General features: G+C 60.6%; 20 protein-coding genes. 10 read left to right on the top strand and 10 right to left on the bottom strand.

The genetic code is table 11. The annotated features are described in order from the left end of the window. Positions 1-12: 12 nt before the first annotated feature. The 3 genes from ACS4RR_RS30375 to ACS4RR_RS30365 form a co-directional block, all read right to left on the bottom strand. Positions 13-858, bottom strand: a complete 846-nt coding sequence (locus ACS4RR_RS30375) for a carbohydrate ABC transporter permease (protein WP_456190562.1) — start codon at positions 856-858, stop codon at positions 13-15. A gap of 5 nt (positions 859-863) precedes the next feature. Beyond that, positions 864-1,802 carry a carbohydrate ABC transporter permease gene (locus tag ACS4RR_RS30370; RefSeq protein WP_222385397.1) on the bottom strand — a complete coding sequence of 313 codons (939 nt, stop codon included), beginning with the start codon at positions 1,800-1,802 and terminating at the stop codon, positions 864-866. An 88-nt stretch (positions 1,803-1,890) separates the two neighbouring features. Then, positions 1,891-3,138, bottom strand: coding sequence for an ABC transporter substrate-binding protein (locus ACS4RR_RS30365; RefSeq protein ID WP_162115646.1), 1,248 nt, complete (start codon positions 3,136-3,138; stop codon positions 1,891-1,893). A 572-nt stretch (positions 3,139-3,710) separates the two neighbouring features. On the opposite strand from ACS4RR_RS30365, the gene ACS4RR_RS30360 reads away from it, so the two are divergent. Further along, positions 3,711-4,745, top strand: a complete 1,035-nt coding sequence (locus ACS4RR_RS30360; RefSeq protein WP_222280674.1) for a LacI family DNA-binding transcriptional regulator — start codon at positions 3,711-3,713, stop codon at positions 4,743-4,745. A gap of 19 nt (positions 4,746-4,764) precedes the next feature. Here the strand turns inward: ACS4RR_RS30360 and ACS4RR_RS30355 are convergent, their stop codons facing one another. Further along, the gene (locus tag ACS4RR_RS30355) at positions 4,765-5,700 is read right to left on the bottom strand and encodes an alpha/beta hydrolase (protein WP_222280673.1); all 936 of its coding nucleotides are present in this window, start codon (positions 5,698-5,700) and stop codon (positions 4,765-4,767) included. Beyond that, positions 5,697-6,845 (bottom strand): Gfo/Idh/MocA family protein, encoded by a 1,149-nt coding sequence (locus ACS4RR_RS30350; RefSeq protein ID WP_222280672.1) that lies wholly within the window; start codon positions 6,843-6,845, stop codon positions 5,697-5,699. Before ACS4RR_RS30350 ends, ACS4RR_RS30355 begins: the two co-directional genes overlap by 4 nt. Before the next feature lie 247 nt (positions 6,846-7,092). On the opposite strand from ACS4RR_RS30350, the gene ACS4RR_RS30345 reads away from it, so the two are divergent. Continuing rightward, the gene (locus ACS4RR_RS30345) at positions 7,093-7,911 is read left to right on the top strand and encodes a sugar phosphate isomerase/epimerase family protein (RefSeq protein ID WP_260111288.1); all 819 of its coding nucleotides are present in this window, start codon (positions 7,093-7,095) and stop codon (positions 7,909-7,911) included. A 92-nt stretch (positions 7,912-8,003) separates the two neighbouring features. Here the strand turns inward: ACS4RR_RS30345 and ACS4RR_RS30340 are convergent, their stop codons facing one another. Then, positions 8,004-8,765, bottom strand: coding sequence for a DeoR/GlpR family DNA-binding transcription regulator (locus tag ACS4RR_RS30340; RefSeq protein ID WP_003550157.1), 762 nt, complete (start codon positions 8,763-8,765; stop codon positions 8,004-8,006). 245 nt (positions 8,766-9,010) lie between these two features. Between ACS4RR_RS30340 and ACS4RR_RS30335 the strand changes: the two genes are divergently transcribed. The 8 genes from ACS4RR_RS30335 to ACS4RR_RS30300 all read left to right on the top strand — a co-directional run bounded on the left by ACS4RR_RS30335 (position 9,011) and on the right by ACS4RR_RS30300 (position 16,671). Next, on the top strand, positions 9,011-9,811 hold the full coding sequence (locus ACS4RR_RS30335) for a class I fructose-bisphosphate aldolase (protein WP_260059461.1): 801 nt from the start codon (positions 9,011-9,013) through the stop codon (positions 9,809-9,811). Between the two features lie 3 nt (positions 9,812-9,814). Continuing rightward, positions 9,815-10,750 (top strand): PfkB family carbohydrate kinase, encoded by a 936-nt coding sequence (locus ACS4RR_RS30330; protein ID WP_456190561.1) that lies wholly within the window; start codon positions 9,815-9,817, stop codon positions 10,748-10,750. Positions 10,751-10,977: 227 nt separating this feature from the next. Then, a complete protein-coding gene (locus ACS4RR_RS30325; RefSeq protein WP_407766488.1) occupies positions 10,978-12,123 on the top strand; it encodes an ABC transporter ATP-binding protein in 1,146 nt (381 codons plus the stop codon). Between the two features lie 133 nt (positions 12,124-12,256). Further along, complete coding sequence (locus ACS4RR_RS30320) at positions 12,257-13,333, top strand: Gfo/Idh/MocA family protein (protein ID WP_456190560.1); 1,077 nt, start codon at positions 12,257-12,259, stop codon at positions 13,331-13,333. Beyond that, positions 13,333-14,178: a sugar phosphate isomerase/epimerase family protein gene (locus tag ACS4RR_RS30315; RefSeq protein WP_456190559.1), complete on the top strand. Its 846-nt coding sequence runs from the start codon at positions 13,333-13,335 to the stop codon at positions 14,176-14,178. Before ACS4RR_RS30320 ends, ACS4RR_RS30315 begins: the two co-directional genes overlap by 1 nt. Beyond that, a complete protein-coding gene (locus ACS4RR_RS30310) occupies positions 14,175-14,984 on the top strand; it encodes an alpha/beta fold hydrolase (RefSeq protein WP_260111291.1) in 810 nt (269 codons plus the stop codon). The genes ACS4RR_RS30315 and ACS4RR_RS30310 overlap by 4 nt, the downstream gene beginning before the upstream one ends. A gap of 5 nt (positions 14,985-14,989) precedes the next feature. Further along, a complete protein-coding gene (locus ACS4RR_RS30305; RefSeq protein WP_260111292.1) occupies positions 14,990-15,691 on the top strand; it encodes a ribulose-phosphate 3-epimerase in 702 nt (233 codons plus the stop codon). Positions 15,692-15,705: 14 nt separating this feature from the next. Then, on the top strand, positions 15,706-16,671 hold the full coding sequence (locus ACS4RR_RS30300; RefSeq protein ID WP_260111452.1) for an ROK family protein: 966 nt from the start codon (positions 15,706-15,708) through the stop codon (positions 16,669-16,671). A gap of 49 nt (positions 16,672-16,720) precedes the next feature. On the opposite strand, the gene ACS4RR_RS30295 is transcribed toward ACS4RR_RS30300, so the two are convergent. From ACS4RR_RS30295 to ACS4RR_RS30280, 4 genes are all read right to left on the bottom strand, one after another. After that, positions 16,721-18,331 (bottom strand): DHA2 family efflux MFS transporter permease subunit, encoded by a 1,611-nt coding sequence (locus tag ACS4RR_RS30295; protein ID WP_260111293.1) that lies wholly within the window; start codon positions 18,329-18,331, stop codon positions 16,721-16,723. Position 18,332: 1 nt separating this feature from the next. Further along, positions 18,333-19,343 carry an HlyD family secretion protein gene (locus ACS4RR_RS30290; protein ID WP_170259741.1) on the bottom strand — a complete coding sequence of 337 codons (1,011 nt, stop codon included), beginning with the start codon at positions 19,341-19,343 and terminating at the stop codon, positions 18,333-18,335. A gap of 244 nt (positions 19,344-19,587) precedes the next feature. Continuing rightward, a complete protein-coding gene (locus tag ACS4RR_RS30285) occupies positions 19,588-19,980 on the bottom strand; it encodes a DUF4112 domain-containing protein (protein ID WP_170275913.1) in 393 nt (130 codons plus the stop codon). A 166-nt stretch (positions 19,981-20,146) separates the two neighbouring features. Then, on the bottom strand, positions 20,147-21,220 hold the full coding sequence (locus ACS4RR_RS30280) for an alcohol dehydrogenase family protein (RefSeq protein ID WP_260111295.1): 1,074 nt from the start codon (positions 21,218-21,220) through the stop codon (positions 20,147-20,149). Between the last annotated feature and the right edge of the window lie 8 nt (positions 21,221-21,228).

Raw genomic sequence — 21,228 nt, 5'->3', positions numbered from 1 at the left:
ATCAGCGCCCCATCAGCTTTTGACCGAGCCGGCGGTCATGCCCGCCAGGAAGTAGCGTTGAGCAACCAGATAAAGGACCAAGAGGGGCAGGGAACCGAGCACGCTCATCGCCATCATCTCGTTCCATTCGAAGGCGTGCTGGCCCATCAGAAGCTGGATACCGATCGGAACCGTCCTGAGGTTCATCGATTTCGTCAGCGTCAGCGCAAAGAGGAATTCGTTCCAGGCTAGCAGAAACGTGTAGACCGCCGTGGCAACGATCCCGGGGATGGAGACGGGAACGATGACGCGCCAAAGCGCCGTCCAGCTTGAGCCGCCGTCGACAAGGACGGCCTCGTCCAGTTCTTTCGGCAGCGTGTTGAGATAGCCTGTCATCAGCAGGACGGCGTAAGGCAGGGTGAAGACCATGTAGGTGAGGATCAGCGCCAGATAAGTATCGAATATCCTGAAGGCGACCACCATGCCGAAATAGGGGATGAGAAGGGTGATCGGCGGAACGGTCTGGGTGCTGATGATGAAGATGTTCAAGGTGTTCTTGAACCGGAACTGATAGCGGCTGAAACCGTAGGCGGTCACGATCGCGACGACCAGAGTCAGGCAGGTGACGACGCCGGCCACGAAGTAGCTGTTGATGAAGAACCGCACTTTTACCGGATCGTTGAAAATCGTCAGATAGGCGGCAACCGTAAAATCATCCGGCAACAGCCGCGGCGGAAGGGCGAAGATTTCTGTATTCGATTTCAGCGAACTGAAAAACATCCACACGATCGGAAAGGTGGAGAAGACAAGACCGATCGCCAAGCCGAGATAGGTCAGGATGATCGGCAATGCCGAACTCTTGAAAGAACGCTTTGCCATGGCGGTTACCTGCGCTGCTGGTGTTTGATATAGAAATAGGTAACGCTCATCGAGATAATCAGGATGATCATTGCACTCGCCGAAGCCAGTGAGAATTCGTACTGGGAGAAGGCGAGCTTATAGGTGAAGGTGGAAAGCACTTCCGTCGAATAGATCGGGCCGCCGCCCGTCGTCATCCACACCAGCGGAAAAACCTGCATCGTCCAGATGAAATCGAGGAGCGCGATGCTGATGATGATCGGCATCAGCTGCGGAATGGTGATGTACCAGAACTTTTGCACTTCGTTCGCGCCGTCGATACCGGCTGCCTCGTAAAGCTCCTTCGAAATGCCCTGGAGGCCGGCGAGCAGGCTGACCATGTAGAGCGGATAGCCTGCCCAGATGTTTGCGAAGGTCAAAGCGTGGATGGCGGTGCGTGTCGACGAAAACCACTCGACCTTGAAGTTGATGATATGGAGCGCCATCAGCACGCTGTTGATGACGCCGTTCGGGTCGAGCAGCAGGCGCCAGATGATGGCGATAATGACGGCCGTGAACAGCCAGGGCAGGATGAAGAGTACACGCAGGATGCTGCGAATAAGCGGATCGACGCGGTTGGTGTTCAACAGCAGCGCGAATGCCAAGCCGATGATGAAGTGGAAGACGACGCTCATGATCGTGAAGTAAAGCGTCTGTACCAACGACTGCCAGAAGACCGGATTTTCGAAGATGGTCATATAATTCTGGACGCCCGCGAAGGCAGCGTCCTTTTTCATGATGGCGCCATCCATCAGCGAATATCTGAAGACCATCACCATGGGGAACAGCATCAGCAGCACAAGCAGCAGGCTCGCCGGCGAAACGTAGAAATACGGCACCAGCTTCCTCAAGGTGCTGTAACGAAGCCATCCTTTTCTCCGCGCTTTGGATTGCGCAGCGACCAGAGCCGTAGCCGAATGGTTCATGAGCTGTGACTTTCTATTCTGCCGAAATTTGACGACTTGCACCGGCAGCGCCTGTTTGCGCTGCCGGTGATCCGTGAAAGCGACGTGCTTAGAACTTCGCCAGCCAAGCCTTCTCGGTGTTGGCAGCTGCCTCCTTGGCTGACTGCCCGCCGTCGAACATCTTCTGAACTTCGACATTCATGTCGCGCATCAGCTCTTCGGCAACCGGAAGGCCGACGAATTCGTTCGCCGGATAACCGCTCTGGAAGATTTTGAAGGCTTCCGCGAAGATCGGGTCCGAGGCCACGAAGTCCGGCTTGGCATGGACGTTGCCGGGGAAGGCGTTGGCAATCGAGACCAGACGGCCGTTGACGTCAGGGCTCATCAGGTATTCGACGAGCTTCCAGGCCTCTTCCTTGTGCTGGCTGCCCTCGCTGATGCCGATGCCCCAGGACGCATAGGGCATGCCGCGCTTGCCTGTGTAGCCGTCAGTGGCCGGCAAGGCGGAGATGCCGAAATTGAGCTTCGGATTGCGCTCGCGGATGAGGTTCACATGGGCGAGGGAGTCCACCATCATGCCGACGCGGCCGTTGACGAATTCCTCGACCTTGTCCTGTTCCTTCTTGGCGAAGATGCCGGGAGAAATAACGCCTTCCTTGTTGAGGGAGGCGATATAGTCGAGCGTGCCGACGACGGCGGCATTTTCGAGGTCAGGCTTGCCGTCCTTCATCATCGAGGCGCCGGAGGCCCAGACCCAGGACATCACGTCGTTCTGGATTCCACTCGGAGACTGCAGCGACAGCGGCAGAACCCAGCCGTACTGGTTCTTCGAGGCGTCGGTCATCTTCTTCGCGGCTTCGGCGAATTCCGTGCGCGTGGTCGGCAGCTTGTCGACGCCGGCTGCCTTGGAGATATCCAGATTGACGAAGACCGGGTAGACGAAGGATGCCAGCGGGAACATCACGCTCTTGCCATCGACCTTGACGATATCGGTGATCTGGCTCTTGTCGTATTTCGCCTTCTCCATCAGTTCGTCCATCGAGGCGATCGCGCCCTGCTTGGAGAGCCCGTTTACCCAGGCACCATCCAGCCCTACCACGTCGCTCAGCGTTCCGGAGGCTGCGCCGACGACGATCTGGTCACGCGTCGTGGCATAGGGACCGCTAACCAGCGTCACCTTAATGCCGGGATTTTTGGCCTCGAAATCGTTCATAATGCCGCGCAGGGCACCGGACGGCATTTCGGGTTCCCACCATTGAATGAACTCGATGGTGGTGTCGGCAAACGCGGATGTGGCGCAGAGCGCCCATACCGCTACGGCCGCCCGCATGGTCACGCCGAATTTTCTGATATTCATCTGTGCCTCCCAAAGATTGTCCGTTAATCGATCCTCCTCAAGATCGTAGGCAAAGTAGGTTCCCTGGAGCCCCTTGCTGTCAATGAAGAACTGCGATCGGGAAAAGATGGGAGGCCGGCATGCACGGTGCGTGTTGAGTTAAATCATTGATAAGAAATAATAAAGGTGATTGACATCGGCAGTAATTTTCTACAGCATTTGTGTTGCTTGTGATGCATTTTTTCTTTACTTTCGTAAACAAATGAAAGTTTACCCAACAGAATGAAAAGCGTGGAACCTGGCGTCTTCACGGCAAATTTGGGAATTTGGGGTGCTGAAACAAGCACTTTTTGCAACCACGCGGCGCAGACGGTGCAATTCGCAGTGAAGGGAATATTTCGATTTTCGAAAGGGAGGGCAGAGCCTGCACCAAAAACGACGGATCACGCCGGCTTACGCGGTGATTTTCGACGATTCAGGATCCGAAGATCACCTGTACAAATTGCCGAATGCGTGATTTGGCGCGCCAGAGGATCGGCCGTTGCGTGAATCATTGCCGATTGGTTGTCGTCGTCCCGCCAGTAAGGAATTGAATGGCCAAGAAAAACTATAAATCGATGGACGACTTCGCGAGCGCCGCCGGCGTTTCGCGTCCGACCTTGTCGAAATATTTCGATGACCCCTCGCAGATCAAGGAGGTGACCCGCAAGCGGATCGAGGCGGCTCTGAAGAAGTCGCATTTCGAGCCGAACCTTTTCGCGCGGCATCTCAATCGCAAGCGGACCAGGAATATCGGCATTCTGGTCCCGACCATGTCGGATCCCTTTTATGTGCAGGTGGTGTCGCTGATTGAGTTGGAGTTGCGTGAAAGAGGATTCTGGCCCGTCCAAATCTCTTCGCACACGCGGCCGGAGCTGGAGGCGGAGGCCGTGCGGACCTTACTCTCGCTGAAGGTCGCGGGTGCGATCGTGGCGCCGCTCGGAGCTGGTTCGCGCCGTTCCGCGCTGGAAAGGCTGAGGGATGCCATACCCGTCGTCTGCTTCGACAATCCTGCCGATGCCGACCTTCCCTATGTCGGCAACGATAACGCGCAAAGCATGGCAGCCATTGTGCAATATCTCTGCCGGTCCGGTGAGCCGCCGATCTTCCTGGAAATTCCGCATATGACCGAAAATGCCGGCGAGCGGCAGGAGAGCTACCGCGCGACCATGGCAAGGGAAGGGCATTCCCCGCTGGTCATCGATTGCGACGCGCCACCTTCCTGGGAATTCGAGCGTCTCGGATACGAGCAGATGCAGAGAATTCTTGGCACTGGCGGTCTTCCCGGCAAAACGCTGCTATGCGCCAACGACCGCTTCGCTTTCGGCGCGATGGCAGCCGCCTTTGCGTCGGGGCTAAAAATAGGCCGTAGCGACACCTGCGACGTGCGCATCGCCGGACACGACGATCACCCGCTAAGCCGATATACCTGTCCGTCGCTGACGACCATGGCCCAGAACGCGCCGGAGATCGCCGCGAAATCCGTGGAGCTTTTGTTGGCACACATCGAAAGCGAAGATGATGGAACGACCCCTGTGACGAACAGGGTGATCCTCGAGGCAACGCTTATTATGCGCGATTCGGCTTGAGACTGGGCGGGTTCCCGTTTCAACGGGCAAGCCCAGGGTCCATGGTGCGCCATGCCATTGCAATGGCTTCGAGGGCCTCCTGCCCTTCCGGAATGGCCCCTCGCTTCGACACGAATCCATGGATCTGTCCGGGCCAGGTGCGGCTTGTGGCCTGCGCTTCCGAGCTGAGCCGCTCGGCATAAGCGGCCCCTTCGTCGAACAGCACGTCATATCCGGCAAGGATCACCAGGGCCGGCGCCACGCCCGTCAGCGACGCCACGCTCAGCGGCGAGGCGCGCCAATCCGACCGGCTTTCGGCGTCCGGCAAGTAGTGGTCTCGGAACCATTTCATCGCTGCGGCCGTCAAGCCGAAACCCTCTTCGTAACGTGAGTAGCTGTCGCTTGTCTGCAACTGGTCGGTCACTGGATAGATCAACACCTGTCCGATGATATCAGGCACCTGTCCGTCCCGCGCCAGCAGGGCGACGACGGCGGCCAAATTGCCGCCGGCGCTATCGCCGGCAACGATAATCCGCAAGGGATCGATGCCGAGCGCATCCGCATGCTCCGTCATCCAGACGAGTGCGGCGGCGCAGTCGTCGATGGCAGCCGGAAAAGGATGTTCCGGAGCCAGGCGATAGTCGGGCGAAACCACGACGGCACCCGCCATATTGGCCAGCGTCCGGCAGATATCCTCATGAGTTTCGGGCGCGCCGATGACAAAGCCGCCGCCATGGAGATAAAGCAAGGCCGGTGCGCCCTGGCGCGGCGCAGCGCGGCCGCGCCATATCTTCAACCGGATGGCGCCTACATGCCTTTCCAGGATCTCGGCCACGTCTTCGAGCGGCCGCTGGATGTCTGCGAAACTATCGAGATACTGCTGCCGCGCCAGCGCCGGGGTGCAGCTTTCGACCGGCGTTTGCGGGTCGCCAGGCCACGCTAGGGCGCGTTTGGCGGATTCGTCCAGTTCTGTCATGCCAGCAAACTCCTCGCTTCGTCTTCCCGCAATTCTTTTGGCTGCGCGACGATACCCGAAATGGTCTGCGCCGTACCGGTTTCACCTGCACGCAGGATCGCTTCCATGACTTCGAGCACATGGAGTGCGAGATCGCCCGAAGCGCGTGGCGCACGGCCTTCGATGATTGCGCGCGCGAGATCGGCAAGACCCAGCATGCGGTAGTTGGCGCGATCCGGTGCTGCGATCGGCCAATTGACGGCGCCGAAAAGTTCGCCGGATGTATCCGTTTCCTGCCACGGCGCGCCGCGGCTGGAGAGCGCGACGGAGCCGCCGAAATTATCCGGGTCGGGCAGGCGTAACGAGCCTTCGGTTCCGTGGAGCTCGATGGGATGGTTGGAGTGGCGGAAGACGTCCCAGGAGGTGCCGAAGGTGATCGTGGCACCGCAATCGAATTCCAGCAGCGATAGCACGCTGGTCGGCGTGCCGACCTTGAACGTGGTGCCCTGCTTCGGTCCCTCCGCCGTGATGAGCCGCTCTACCTGCCCGCTTGTGGCGACGGCCTGCACACGGCGGATCGGCCCCATCAGATTGACCATCATCGTCAGATAATAAGGCCCCATATCCATCAGCGGGCCTGCGCCGGCCTGGTAATAAAAGCTGGGATCCGGATGCCAGTGCTCCATACCGCGCCCCATCATGAAGGCTGTTCCAGTCACCGGCTTGCCGATGGCGCCGGCTTCCATCTGCCGCCGGGCATGGCGTCCGGCCGCCCCGAGGAACGTGTCTGGCGCCGAGCCGAGCATGAGGCCCTTTACGGCGGCGGCATCCACCAAGCTACGTCCTTCGGCGGCCGTGACACCGAGCGGCTTCTCCGTGAAGACATGCTTGCCTGCCGACAGCGCCCGCATCGAAACGTCAAAATGCGCAGCCGGGATCGTCAGATTGAGGATGAGGTCGATGCTCTTATCGTCAATGAGGCTATCGACGTCAGCCGCCCGCAGATCGAACTCCGCCGCGCGGCGCTTGGCGGCGTCTGCGTTGAGATCTGCACAGGCGATGATTTCGACGCCGGAAAACAGCGGTGCGTTGCGCATATAGGCGAGCGAAATATTGCCGCATCCCACAACGCCGATCCTGAGTTTCATACCATTGGTCTGTGCCATCTAAGAACCTGATTTTGTCGTTGTGGTGCGAAGAGTCGAGGGGTGCACTACATTTTAATCGCAAGGAATAAAATATATTGACGTACGATAACATTTGACCGTACGTAATGGCAAGACGCTGGCGTCGCAATCCCCGCTGAAGAGCCCGCCGTTTGTTCAGTCGCCGCTCCCGGCGGAAGGGGATTTCGGCAAGGCTGGCGAGGCCTCCGGCATCGGCTGTCATCAACGAATAGTTCAGGACCGAGATATGAAAAATGCTGAGCTGCAGATCGGCTGCCAGACATTCACCTGGGAGATGCTGGGTACCGGTTGGGGCGGCGGTCCGGACGATCTGGTGCGCGCCATTGCCGACGGCGGATATGCCGGTATCGAAATCACCGACACGATGATCGGTCACTACGCGCTCAAGCCTGCCGACTTTGCCCGCATCCTGACGGATGCCGGCTTGGCGCTGGTTTCCTTTGCTTTCGGCTCCGCCAGCGGCTTCACGATGGCGGAAAAGATTGCCTCCGATCTCGACACGGCGCGGCGATGGGTCGATTTCGCGGCGAATTTTCCCGGCGCGATGATATCGATGGGATCGGCGACGGTCGTCTCGGACGGCCCGCGCGATGAGAAATTCGCCATTGCGGCCGAGTGCTACAATCGTGTGACTGAGATTGGACAGTCGGCTGGCGTCGCTATAGCTGTCCACCCTTCCTCGCACCACAACACGCTGCTGTTCACGCGGAACGACTATGATCAGCTGTTTGCTCTCTTGGATCCACAAGTGGGTTGGGTGCCGGACACAGGCCATATCCTGCGTGGCGGCCAGCAGATCGGCGATACGCTGGCGGCCCACCGGGACCGGATCCGCTACGTGCATCTGAAGGATGTGGACGCCGACGGGACCTGGGCGATGCTCGGCGAAGGCGTCTGCGACGTGCCTACGGTGATTTCGGCCGTTCGGGATGCGCCGAACTTTATCGGCTGGATCGTGGTGGAAGAAGAATCGGACCATGCCGGAACCGATCCCGCCGGCGCCGTTCGCGCGAACCGCGAGACGCTTCGACGTCTGGGGTTTTAGCCCATCTCGTAGTCCGTGGCGTCGGCCAAAGCCATCCGTCGACGCCAAAGCCTCTCCTGTCTCTCTTGTAAATTGGAGAAGTGGACTGCAGGTCACGCGTAGCGAACCTCCACGCCCAGCTTGTCCAGCCTATGGCGAATGCTGTGCGGCATGTTGCTGTCCGTGATGATCAGATCGACGCGCGATAGCGAGAAGGCTTTGGAGGAAGCGCCGATGTCGAATTTGCTCGAATCCGCCACGAGGACGACACGCCGGGCCATGCGAACCAGGTTACGCTTGGTCCGCGCCACGTCCTCGGAGACATCGACGACATCGAAGGCCTGATCGATCGCGTGGGCGCCGACAAAAGCCTGGTGGGCGACGAGGCCGCCGACCGCTTTGTCGGAGTCCTGTACGATCGTGCTCACGGTGCTGGGAAACACGCGGCCGCCGATCATGTGCACGTCGAGCCCTGGCCGGTACATCAGATGCTGGGCGATGTTCATTGCCGTTGTCGCAACCACGACGTTGTTGACCGGTGGCATCTGCATGGCCACCTGCAGCAGCGTCGAACCGCTGTCGAAGACGATCGACTGATTGTCGATGATCTGTCGCGCAGCCATCTGGGCGATGCGTCGCTTCGCATCGAAATTGCGTTGCATGCGTTCCTCGAAGGCCGCTGCCGGCGAGTCGGACGGCAGGGCGATTGCCCCGCCATGCGTTTTGATCAGCTGCTTCTTAGCGTCCATGATTTCAAGATCGGAGCGGATCGTCACTTCCGAGACCTCGAAAAATTCCGCGAGCTGGCGGGTGCGTGCCTGACCCACCCGTTGAAGTTCCAGCATGATCTGCTGCCGCCTCTGTTCTGCAAGCATATGTGATCCCGACCTGTCGCGTTTTGCGACCATATGACTTTTGAAAAACGAAAGTTCGCCGCCTTATCCTACGGCTCGTGCTACAAAAATAGCCGCATGATGACGAAAATGCACGTCGAAAATTCGTCATCCATGTAAAAACGAAAGAAGTCGAAATATTGAATATTTGTTTGTTTTCGAGTTAGGGTTTCCTCAGCATCGGCGCCAGCAATCGTAAAGCCGGCAATCACAAAGGAAATATCGCCATGGGTCTCGGAACCAAAGTCCGCCTCGCACGCCTGTTCTCGAACCCATCGGGTCATCTGTTCGGAGGCGCCGTCGATCATTTTGTCGGTTATGGCAATGTGCGTGAGGGCGGGCTTGCCGACCTGCCGGGTGCGCTCAGACGCGTCATGGCGGGAGGCCCCGACTATATCAGTATCCAGCCCGGCGCGGCGCGCCACCTCTGGTCGGAATATGCCGGAAAGGCAGCGCTCGTCATTCAGGGTGGTTGCTTCACCGCCGACGACCGTATTCGCCAACTCATTGCGACCCCGGAAGACGCGGTGCGCTATGGTGCGGACGCACTGGCTGTCGCCATTCCCGTGCGCGGCGCCACCGAAGGAGAGTATATCCGCTGGCTCACCGATACGGTCAACGCCGCCGCCCGCTTCGAGATGCCGGTCGTCGCCCATGTCTATCCCCGCGATTTCTCCGACGGCGGCAAGATCGTGTTCACCCCGGATGAGATTGCCTATGCGGTGCGCATCGGCTTCGAGGCCGGCGTCGATGTGATCAAGGTCGGCTACACCGGCGATTTCGAGTCCTTCCGCGAGACCGTTGCGACCTGCCCGATTCCGGTCGTGATCGCCGGCGGCCCGAAGACCGATACGCTGCTCGGAGCGCTCGTCCAGACGTCGGAAGCATTGCGCGCCGGGGCCAAAGGCGCGGTCGTCGGTCGCAACCTCTGGGGTCACGGCGATACGACCATGGCCGCACGCGCCTTCAAGCTCGTCATTCATAAGGGGATGACGCCGGAGGATGCGCTGGCGGCGGCCGGTGCTTGAGACGTGTCGCGCCCTTTCCAGGTTCTGGGCTTCGGCGCCCTGGCCATCGATGACATCATCTATGTCGATCGGGGGCTGACGGCCGGCAAGGGGAAGGTGACGAAGCGCGCCATGGACCATGGCGGCAACGTGGCGACGGCCCTTGTTGCCGTCGCCCGGCTCGGCGGGCGCGCCGGCTTCATCGGCTGGCTCGGCGATGAGCGGGCGGCGGATGTGGCGGGCAGCGAGCTCGAGCGCGACGGCGTCGACATATCGCTGGCTCCCCGCCACGCTGATGCCGCGCCGATCCGCTCCGTGATCACGGTTGGTCCGGACGGCGACCGGTTCATCGCTTATGACGACGATGTGCTGCACGGCACGTCGGATGCGCTGCCCGACGAGGTTTTGATGCAGGCCCCGGTACTGCTGATCGATGGCTATGCCACGCATTCGGAAAGTGTCGTGGCGCGCGCATGCGCCTTGGGCTTGGCCGTGATTGCCGATATCGAATGGACGGTCGGTGCCGCGACCGACCGGATCCTGGCTTTTGCCGATCATCTGGTGCTGCCGCTCGCCTTTGCGCGGGAATACTCCGGCGAGGATGATCCAACGATGATCCTGGACAAGCTTTGGTCAAAGGATCGGTCCGCGGTTGTCCTCACCGATGGCGACCGAGGGACCTACCTCCGCCAGAAAAGCGATGCCACCTGGTGGCATGTGCCGGCCTATCAGGTTCAGGCGGTCGATACGACCGGCGCCGGTGATTGTTTTCACGGTGCCTACGCCCTTGCCCTCGCTAGGGGTAAAAGCCCGCTTGATTGCACTGCCTATGCCACGGCCGCGGCCGCCATTTCCGTGACCGCACGGGGAGGGCGCAGAGGTTTGCCGGATCACCGGACGTGCCTGGCATGGATGGCGGCGGAGAATGCGCCCACGCCGCTCCCGATGCGCCAATCATAAAAGTTACGCGCGATAAAAAATATAGTTCCGCAAATAATTTTTAATTTTCTGTAAAATATCTCTTTCTTTCAAAGAGATATGCAGATCGTCTGACCGATTACAGCGAGTTTTCCTCGATTCTTTTGTTGACTTTGAAGCTCAGTCCTGAGCCTTCTTGTCGAAACGATCGGAGATGGCAGGGAGCGCTGTCTGAAGGTGCGATCCGGACCGGTACGGGAGGACGAGACGTGGCTGTGGTTGTACTCGACAAAATCTGCAAGACCTATGGAAACAGCTACCATGCGATCAAGGATCTGAGCCTGACGATCCATGATGGCGAGTTTCTGATTCTGGTCGGGCCGTCCGGATGCGGAAAATCGACCGCTCTGCGCATGATTGCCGGGCTCGAGGAAATCAGCAGCGGAACGTTGAGCATCGGCGGTCAGGACGTCGTGGATCTCGCGCCCAAGGACCGGGACATTGCCATGGTCTTTCAAAGCTATGCGCTTTATCCGCACATGACCGTCTTCGACAACATTGCCTTTTCGATGAAGCTGGCCGGAAAGAACAAGGCCGAACGCACCAAGCGCGTGCATGAGATTGCCAAGATCCTGCAGCTGGAGTCCCTGCTGGGCAACAAGCCCGCACAGCTTTCCGGCGGCCAGCGCCAGCGTGTTGCGATGGGCCGCGCCATGGTCCGCGAGCCCGCGGCATTCCTCATGGACGAACCGCTCTCGAACCTCGATGCGAAGCTGCGCGTTCAGATGCGGGCGGAGATCGCCAGCCTGCAGAGACAGCTGGGCGTGACGACGATCTACGTGACGCACGACCAGACCGAAGCGCTGACCATGGGCGATCGGGTCGCTGTGCTGAAGGGCGGCGTGCTTCAGCAGGTGGATACGCCCAAGGCTCTCTATCACCGGCCGGTCAATGCGTTTGTCGCCGGCTTTATCGGCTCGCCCTCGATGAACCTTTTCGAAGGGCGTCTGGCGGGCGGGCGGATCCATCTGCCGGGCTTCTCCATTCCCTTGTCCGACGGCGCCACCGAGCGCGCTCCCGGTCTGTCCGCCTTTGAGGGAAAGGACGTGATCTTTGGGGTCAGGCCCGAGGACCTCTACGACAGCCGGTTGCCGTCAGGCGCCTCCCATCCGACGATTCCGGTTGTCGTGAAGTCGATCGAGGAGCTCGGCTCCGAGCTGATCGTGCATTTGAAGATCGACGCGGTCCGGATCGACTCGGGCGACCCCGATGCCGTCGAAGACCTGAGCGGGGCCGCCAATGCCGTCGCGCGCTTCGAAGCGGTCAGCGCGGTCGAGACGGGCCAATCGATCGATCTGGCCATCGACCCGGCGAAACTGCACTTTTTCAATCCTCAAACACATATGGCGCTATGAAGTGAGGAGGGAGAGCCGACACGCCGGTGGCGGTCCGGCCAGAAGACGTCGGCAACGTTCGATGTCTTGAAATCATTCCACCCGACGCCGAAACCAGCGTTCATTTTCACTACCCGACCCGAAGGGTTCATCGATGCCAGCAAAACAGGAAAGACGTCTCCGCATCGGCGTATTGGGAGCGGGCCAGATTGCCCAGGCCGCGCATTTCGAGAGCTGCACCAAGGCAGCCAATGCCGACCTCTATGCGATTTGCGACGTTGCCGAGGATCTCCGCGAACGGATGGCCATCACCCACGAGGCGGAAAAAACCTATGGCGAGTACGACAGGATGCTGGCCGATCCCGACCTCGATGCGGTGATCATCGCGACCGCCGATGCCTTTCACGTCCCGGCTTCCATTCGCGCCCTTCAGGCAGGCAAGCATGTCCTCTGCGAAAAACCCGTCGGTGTCACCATCGAGGAATGCCTTGAACTGAAGGCTGCAGTCGACACGTCGGGAAAGGTGTTTCAGGTCGGGCATATGAAGCGTTTCGACGCGGGGCTCCAGGCCGCCAAGTCCTTCATCCGCGATGAAATGGGCGAGATGGTTGCTCTGAAAGCATGGTATTGCGACAGCACGCATCGCTATCCGATGACCGATGCGGTCCAGCCGCTGATCGTCACCAGCGCCAATGCGAAGAAACCCTCCACCAATCCGAAGGCCGACCTGCGGCGCTACTACATGCTTGCCCACGGTTGCCATCTGATCGACACGGCACGGTATTTCGCCGGCGACATCGTCTCCGTCAACGCTCGTCTGTCCGAGCGCGCCGGCATCTGGTGCTGGTTCGTGGACGTGGAATTTGCCTCCGGCACGCTCGGCCATCTCGATCTTACCGTCCAGGTGCGCATGGACTGGCACGAAGGCTTTCAGATCTACGGCGAGAACGGCAGCATTTTGGGCAAGACCTATAACCCGTGGTACTACAAGACCAGCGAGGTGGACATTTTCCGGGAAGCGGACGGTGCCACCCATCGCGTGCTCGGTGCCGACGGCCATTTCTATCGCCGTCAGGTCGAGGGCTTCGCCCGCACCATTCTGGACGGCACCGCGACGGAAGGCGCCGACATCGATGATGGCCTGGCATCCGTTCGGGCCATGGTCGCCGTCGCGCGTTCCGCCGAAAGCGGCAAGGCGGTTGCGCTGTCCGACGTCACAGGTGGCGTGTGATGAAGCTCGGTATCTTCGCAAAGACCTTCGAGGGAACGGAACCCTTGACCGTTCTCAACTCGGTCGCCGCAGCCGGGTTCACCTGCGCACAATACAATATGGCCTGCTCGGGCCTTTTGTCGATGCCGGAGATCATTACGGAGGCCCAGGCCCGCGCCGTCGGCGAAGCGGCGCGTAGCAGCGGCGTCGAAATCGTTGCCGTTTCGGGCACCTTCAACATGATCCATCCGGATCCCGCCATGCGCGAGGCCGGCCTTCGCAGATTGGCGACACTGGCGGAGGGCTGCGCCGGCATGTCGACGGCGCTGATCACGCTCTGCACCGGCACACGCGACCCCATCGATCAGTGGAAGGCGCATGCCGACAACGACACGCCGGAGGCCTGGCGGGATCTCCTCGAGGCTATGGGCGCAGCCATCGAGATCGCCGAGCGCTACGATGTCAATCTCGGCATCGAGCCCGAGCTTGCCAATGTCGTCAACTCGGCCGAGAAAGCCCATCGGCTGATTGCCGCACTGAAGAGCCCCCGCATCAAGATCGTGCTCGATCCGGCCAATCTCTTCGAGGTCGCGACGCTGGATAAGCAGCGGAGCATTGTCTCTTCCTCCATCGACCTTCTGGCCGATCGGATCGTCATGGCGCATGCGAAAGATCGCAATCCGGACGGAAGTTTTGCGACCGCCGGCAAGGGTGTGCTCGACTACGCGCATTATCTCGGCCGTCTCAAGGCGATTGGCTTCAACGGCAGTCTCGTCACACATGGCCTTTCGGCTTCGGAGGCGGCCGATGCGGCGGCCTTCCTGAAGAATAGCCTCGACGGTAATTCTGCGGGGGCAGGAAGATGAGACGAGCGCAACCGTTCGAAACCAGCGACGGGACCATTCTCAATGTCGATGTGGCGGGCGAGGGCGCGTCCATAATCTTCCAGCATGGCCTATGCGGCGACGCGGCGCAGACCGACGAAGTCTTTCCGCTCGACGCGGGTTTTCGCCGGGTAACGATCGAAGCGCGCGGCCACGGCCATTCCCAAGCCGGCAATCTGGAGCAGTTGTCGATCGCGACCTTCTGCGATGATATCGCCGCCTATATGGAAAAGAACCTTATGCCGCCGATCGTGATCGGCGGCATCTCGATGGGTGCTGTGATCGCCTTGCGTCTCGCGGTCAAGCGGCCCGATCTTGTCAAGGCTCTGATCATCGCAAGGCCGGCCTGGCTGACGGCATCCGCGCCGGAGAATATGTCACCCAACGCCGAAGTCGGGCATCTTTTGAAAACTCTGCCGCAGGGCGAGGCAAAGACCGCATTCCTTGCCGGGCCGGTGGGTGTGCGGCTCGCCGCCGAGGCGCCGGACAATCTGGCCTCGCTTGTTGGTTTTTTCTCCCGCACGCCTCTGGATGTGACCGCCGAACTGCTCACCAGGATTTCCAATGACGGTCCTGGTGTGACCGACGAGGAGGTCCGCAATCTCACCGTGCCGACGCTCATCATCGGCCATGATCGGGACAGCATTCATCCTCTCAGCCTTGCGCGTGCTCTTGCCGAGCGGATTGCCGGCGCGTGTTTGGTGCAGATCACATCGAAGACTGAGAGCCGCCGGCAATACGTCGCCGACTTCCGGCTTGCCATGGGCAATTTTCTGAAGGAGCTCTGAAAGCAATGACGACCCCCTCCAAGACCTGGATCGCCGATCTCCCGAAGGATCGCCTGATTGCCGAATTCTCGGTCTGGTCGGCCGATCTCGTCCGTCTGGCGGATGATCTGGCGCGTGTCGATCCTCACGTCGACATGCTCCACATCGATGTCGCCGATGGCCATTTCGCGCCGGCCATGTTGTTTTTCCCTGATCTTGTTGCCGGCGTGCGCAAAGCGTCCTCGCGCCCGATCCACGTTCACCTGATGGTCGCCGACAGCATCCTCCTGTCGCAAATCGAGCAGTTCGCCGATGCGGGCAGCGATCTGATCAGTCTTCACGTCGAAAACGACAGCGTCGCCGACCAGGCTCTCGATCTTCTCGATCGCCGCGGTGTCGCAGCCGGCATGGTGCTGAAGGTCGAGACGCCTGTCGAACGCGTCGAGAAATATGTTTCCCGGCTGCGCTTTGTGACGCTGCTCGGTACGGCGATCGGCGTGAAGGGCCAGGGTCTCGATGAGAAGGCCGGAGCGCGGCTTCAGCAGGCAAAGCAAATCATTGCCGGCTGCGGCGCGGCGCATCGGATCGTGCTGGCGGCCGACGGCGGCATTCGCGAGCACACCGTGCCGCTTCTGCGCCAGTCGGGCGCGGAAACCGTCGTTCTCGGTTCCCTGGCTTTCAATGCGCCATCGCTCGACGGGCGGATGGCATGGCTGCGCGCACTCTAACTCATGGTCTTCACATGCAGCAGGTTGCCATTGGAATCGACCTCGGCGGGACGCAGGTGCGCGCTGCCCTCGTCGACGAGCAGGGCAGGATCCTGGCGCGCGCAGCCGAACCAACGGATGCGCTGGCAGGCCCCGACCGCGTGCTCGCCCAAATCTGCGGCCTGACCGATGGACTGCTTGCAGCATTGAACCCTGCTTCGGTGGTGGGCGTCGGCGTATCTGCTCCGGGCCCGCTCGATACGGTCGCGGGGGTCGCCTCGAATATCCCGACCCTCTCCGGCTTTGTCGATTTTCCACTGAAGGCGGAATTGCAGAAGCGGTTTCCGTTTCCGGTAGACCTCGAGAACGACGCGATTGCCGCTGCCATCGGCGAGTGGCAGTTCGGAGCCGGCAAGGGGCTCGATAATCTGGTCTATGTCACCGTGAGCACCGGTATCGGCGGTGGCGTTGTGTCGGATGGCCGCGTCGTGCGCGGTCGCAAAGGCATGGCAGCCCATGTCGGCCACATGTCGGTCGCGCCGAATGGAGAGCTTTGCCCCTGCGGCAACAGAGGCTGTTTCGAGGCCTACGGATCCGGAACGGCTTTTGCGCGCCGCGCCCAGATGAGGTCGATGGAATCCAGCGGGACGATAATAGGCAACGATGGCGGCGCCATCGACAGCCGCAGCGTTTTTGCGGCGGCAAGAAATGGCGATCCTCTCGCAAATCAACTGATCGACGAGGAAGCGGAAATTCTCGGTCGTGGCTTCACCAGCCTGATCCATATCTTCAGCCCCGATATCGTCGTGATGGGAGGCGGGCTTTCCCACGAGTTCGATCGGCTGCAACCCGGCATTCGAGGCTACATCACGCAATGGGCAATGCCGGCATTCAAGGATGTCAAAGTGGTACTGGCGGCATTGGACCAGAACTCGGGCCTCGTCGGCGCAGCGGCTCTGGCGTTTCTGACCGACAAGGTCCCTGCGGTCGATCATCAATAAAATCGGGGTGCCCATGTCGGCTAATGGAACAGATGCTCCGATCTGGCTATCAACCATGACCGGAGCCGCCGCCTCCCTGTTTCAGATCGATATTTCGCAGGATCAGGGCGAGGGGGATGAGGCAGAGCGAGATCAGCATGAGCGTGTGGAAGACGTCGATATAGGCAAGATAGCTCGCCTGCGTTTGAACCTGTTCTGCGATCCAGGCAGTTGCCTGCGTTTGGGCGTCCGCCATCGGCAAACCCCTGTCGATGAAATGCTGCGTGGCGGTTTGCAGTGTCTGTTGGTAGGCGGGATCGGGCGGCACCACGCTTTCGACGAGCCGGCTCTGGTGCCATTGCTCGCGATGGGCAAGTACGTTCGAGGCGATCGACACGCCGATCGAGCCGCCGGTGTTGCGGGAGGCATTGATCAGCGCCGATGCCTGGTCAGTCTGGTCGGGGCGCAGGCCGTCATAGGATGCCGAGGTGATCGGAATGAAGATCAGCGGCAGACCGAGGCCGAGAAAGATGCGCGACCAGACGAAGAAGCCGAAGTTGAGATCGGCATGGATCCTCGTCATGTCCCACATGGCCGCCGCGATGATCGCCGTACCGATGGCGATCAGATATTTCGGCTGGATGCGGGCGGAGAGCCGGCCCGACACGAACATCATGACCATCGCCATGAGGCCGCCGGGCGATAGCGCGAGGCCGGCCCAGGTGGCCGTGTAGCCGAAGTTCTGCTGCAGAACCTCAGGGACGAATTGTGTCGTTGCGATCAGGATCGCGCCCGTTGCCAGCATGACGATGAAGCACGATCCGAACTGCCGGCTTGCCAGCAGGTGGATGTCGATGATCGGATTCGATTTCGTCATCAGCCAGGGAATGGCGGCCGCAAGGGCGAGGATGCAGATTGCAATCGTGACGACGATGAAATTCGAATCGAGCCAATCCTCGATCTGTCCCCGGTCGAGCACCACTTCCAGGGCGCCGAGAAAGGTGGCGACGAGCAGGAACCCGACGATGTCGATGCGAATACCGGTGCGGCGCATTTCCGCCCGCTCCCGCTTCAGCGAGTCCGGCTCCTTCACCAGCATATAGACGAGCGCGAAGGCGAAGAGCCCGACAGGGCCATTGATCAGGAAGCACCAGTGCCATGAGAAATTGTCGGAGAGATAACCGCCGAGCGTCGGGCCGATCACCGGCGCAACCACGACGGCAACGCCGAACAGCGCAAATCCCTGCCCGCGCTTTTCGGGTGGGAATGAATCGGCGAGGATCGATTGCGAGATTGGCACCATGCCGCCGCCGGCAAACCCCTGGATCATCCGGAAGATCAGCAGCGATTCCAGGTTCCAGGCCATGCCGCAAAGGATCGAGGCAATGGTGAAGGTCGCAAGACAAAGCAGATAGAAGCGCCGCCGGCCGTAGCGTTTCGCGATGAAGCTGCTGGCGACGAGGATGATGGCATTCGAGACGAGATAGGTGGTGACGACCCATGAGGCTTCGTCGGCGCTTACGGCGAGGCCACCAGATATATAGCGAAGAGCAACGTTGGCGATCGTCGTGTCGAGCACCTCCATGAAGGTGGCGAGCGAGACGACGAGAGCGATCAGCCACGGGTTTGCCGCTTGTGTCGGCGATGCCTGGCTGCCAGCGGTGGTCGCAGCGCCGCTCACGTCAATCCCTCGGGCGGACCGTTACCGTCGGAACCACCGACATTCCAGGTCCGATCGCCACGTCCTGAGGCCAGTCGTCGACGGCGATCTTGACGGGAACGCGCTGGATGACCTTGACGTAGTTGCCGGTCGCGTTCTCGGCGGGAAGCAGCGAAAAGGCGGTGCCCGATCCCGGCTGGACCGAATCGACGTGGCCCTTCAGCGGTCTGTTCGGATAGGCGTCGATCGTCAGCTCGACCGGCTGGCCGGGGCGCATATCCGTCAGTTGCGTCTCCTTGAAATTGGCAGTCACCCAGATCTCGTCGGGAACGAACATCGACACGGCCTGGCCCGCTTGGATATATTGCCCTCTGGAACCGGAAAGGCGGACGATGCGACCGGGCTGCGCTGCGGTGATGGTCGTGTCGGCGAGGTTCTGTTCGGCGGCCTCGACCTGGGCTTGGGCCTGACGCAGGCTGGCAATCGCGCTCGCCTTCTGCGCTTCGGCGGCTGTCTTGTTCTTCAGCGCCGAGGTGACACTTGCCTGCGCCTGCGCCAGGCTTGCCTGGCTTTGCCTGAGCGTGGAGGTCGCCTGCTGCGCAGCCTGTTCGGAACCGGCGCCCGATTTGACCAGCTGCTGCTGCCGATCGGCCTCGTCCTGCGCGTACTGAAGTGCGGCTGCTGCCGAATTCTGCTGCGCCTTGGCTTCGTCGATAGCGGCATCGCCCGCTGCGATCTGCGCCTCGGCGCTTGAAATGGCCGCCTCGGCGACCCCAACCTGGCCTTTCGCCGCATCAAGCGCAATCTGATAATCGCGAGGATCGATCCTCAGGATCGGATCGCCCGACGTCACGTGCTGATTATCCGTCACGGATACGTCCGACACATAACCTGAAACCTTTGCGGCAACCGAGAAGCTGCGGGAATCGACGAAGGCATCGTCCGTCGTCTCGTAGGGGTGGAAATAGACCAGCCAGATGAAATAGCCGGCGACAGCCAGCAGCAACAGGGCAGCGATGCCGGAGAGGACCATGAATGGATGACGGCGAAGCAGCGAAGGGCGCTTTTCCTCCTTACCGTCATTCTGCCGTGCATCATCTTCCGCGGATTGATCCTGCAGGCGTTTCATTTCATCGCTTTTGGGGGGAGAGCTCTGATCCAACGGGCCGGTCTCGCACTTGGTGATTGAAACAGGGCGAACGCCAAAACCCCGCATAGGTTCCTGATGTGGAAGAACTGCAAAGGATTGTGATCGCTGAGCGAAACAATCGGCTTCGTCAAATGCGCCGGTTCAGCTCGTCTTCGTTGATCCCAAAGTGGTCGAGGATGATGCCGACGTTTCGGCGATGAGATTTGAAATAGACGTCGAAAAGATCGCCGAGGAGGGGAACCGTTCCGCCGGCGGCGTCGATCCCGAGATTGACAGCCATGCGGGCGAGCTTGTGGGTGGGAATGCCGAGACGTCTTGCCTCATCGATGATGAAAAGACCGATGAGGGATCCGGCAATGTCGCCGACCGCCGGGATGAGGCCGAGAACCGAGTCCGCGCCGATCCGCACGCCGATGACGGGCAATCTGACCGCGGTGTCCATCAGGCGCGCTAGGCCGACGGCGCGCCGAATTCTTGCGAGTTCGGCAGGGGTGAGGTATGTCGTGCTGCCGGTTGGCATCAGCGGCCGCGTGGCGCGAACGACAGTTCGGTCTCCTTCATGGATAGAAGGAAGCCTTGGATCTTCCGCAGCAGCGAACGCTCGATGTCATTGCAATGATTTTCCATGGCCGTGAAACGCCGCAAGGCTCATAAAGTTCGCCTGCGGCGTGATCAGCGATCGGGTCTTATCGTTGGCCGGGAACCACGACCAATTTGCCCACGAAGTTCTTCGCCATGAAGTCGGTCTGCGCGCGGTGGAATTCCGACAGCGGATAGATGCCGCCGACGAGAGGCCGGATTTTCCGGCTTTCGATATAGCCGACGATCCGACGAAAGTCGGCGCGGCTTCCCTGGCTCGAGCCGTGCAGTTCCAACTGCTTCAGGTACAGGGTTCGCAAATCGAGCTGGACGACCGGGCCGGCGATGGCGCCGGCTGTCGTGTAGCGGCCTTCGGGGCGCAGGATCTTCAGGAGATCGTTGAACAGCGGTCCGCCGACGAGATCCGCGACGACATCGATCGGCTGGCCACGGCTGGCGGCATGGACGGCTTCGACCAGATCGCCCTTGCCGCGGGTTACTACCGCCTCGGCGCCGATGTCGAGCATCGCCGCCTCCTTTCCGGGGCCGGCGACCGCGATCGGGATGGCGCCGCGGGCCCGCGCGAGCTGGATGATCGCCGAACCGACGCCACCCGAGGCGCCGGTCACCAGGACGCGTTCACCGGCGACAAGCCTTGCCCGTTCCAGCATGCGCTCGCCGGTCAGATAGGCACAGCAGAAGGTGGCGAGTTCGACGTCGGTCAGATCGGTTGCGACGACATGGGCATTCTCGGCCGGCAGTGCCATATATTCTGCATAACCGCCGTCGCGGCCATGGCCCATGTAATCGATGTCGGCGAGGCTGTCGTCGTCGCGGTTATAGATCGAGAAGTCGACCATGACACGTTCGCCGATGCGTGCCGGATCAACGCCGGGGCCGACGCCGACAATATGGCCGACCGTATCGGTGCCCTGAATGCGCGGGAATGTCAGCGTATTGCCTTGCCTGCGCCATGTGGAGACAGCCGACGGATCGTCCTCGGTGCCATAGGCGCCTTGGCGGACCCAGACGTCGGTATTGTTCATGCCGCAGGCCGTGACGCGGATCAGAACCTCGCCGTCCGCGGGTCTCGGGACGGGCACGTCGCTGTCATAGACGAGCTTGTCCAGACCGCCATGGCCGGTGAGCAATACGGCCGCCATCTTTTCCGGGATCGTCATGCCGCTCT

This window comes from Rhizobium zaerense (genome assembly GCF_051810725.1).
GTDB lineage: Bacteria > Pseudomonadota > Alphaproteobacteria > Rhizobiales > Rhizobiaceae > Rhizobium > Rhizobium leguminosarum_I.
The sequence above is the reverse complement of the archived record's forward strand: the minus strand, read 5'-3'. Positions and strand labels throughout refer to the sequence as shown.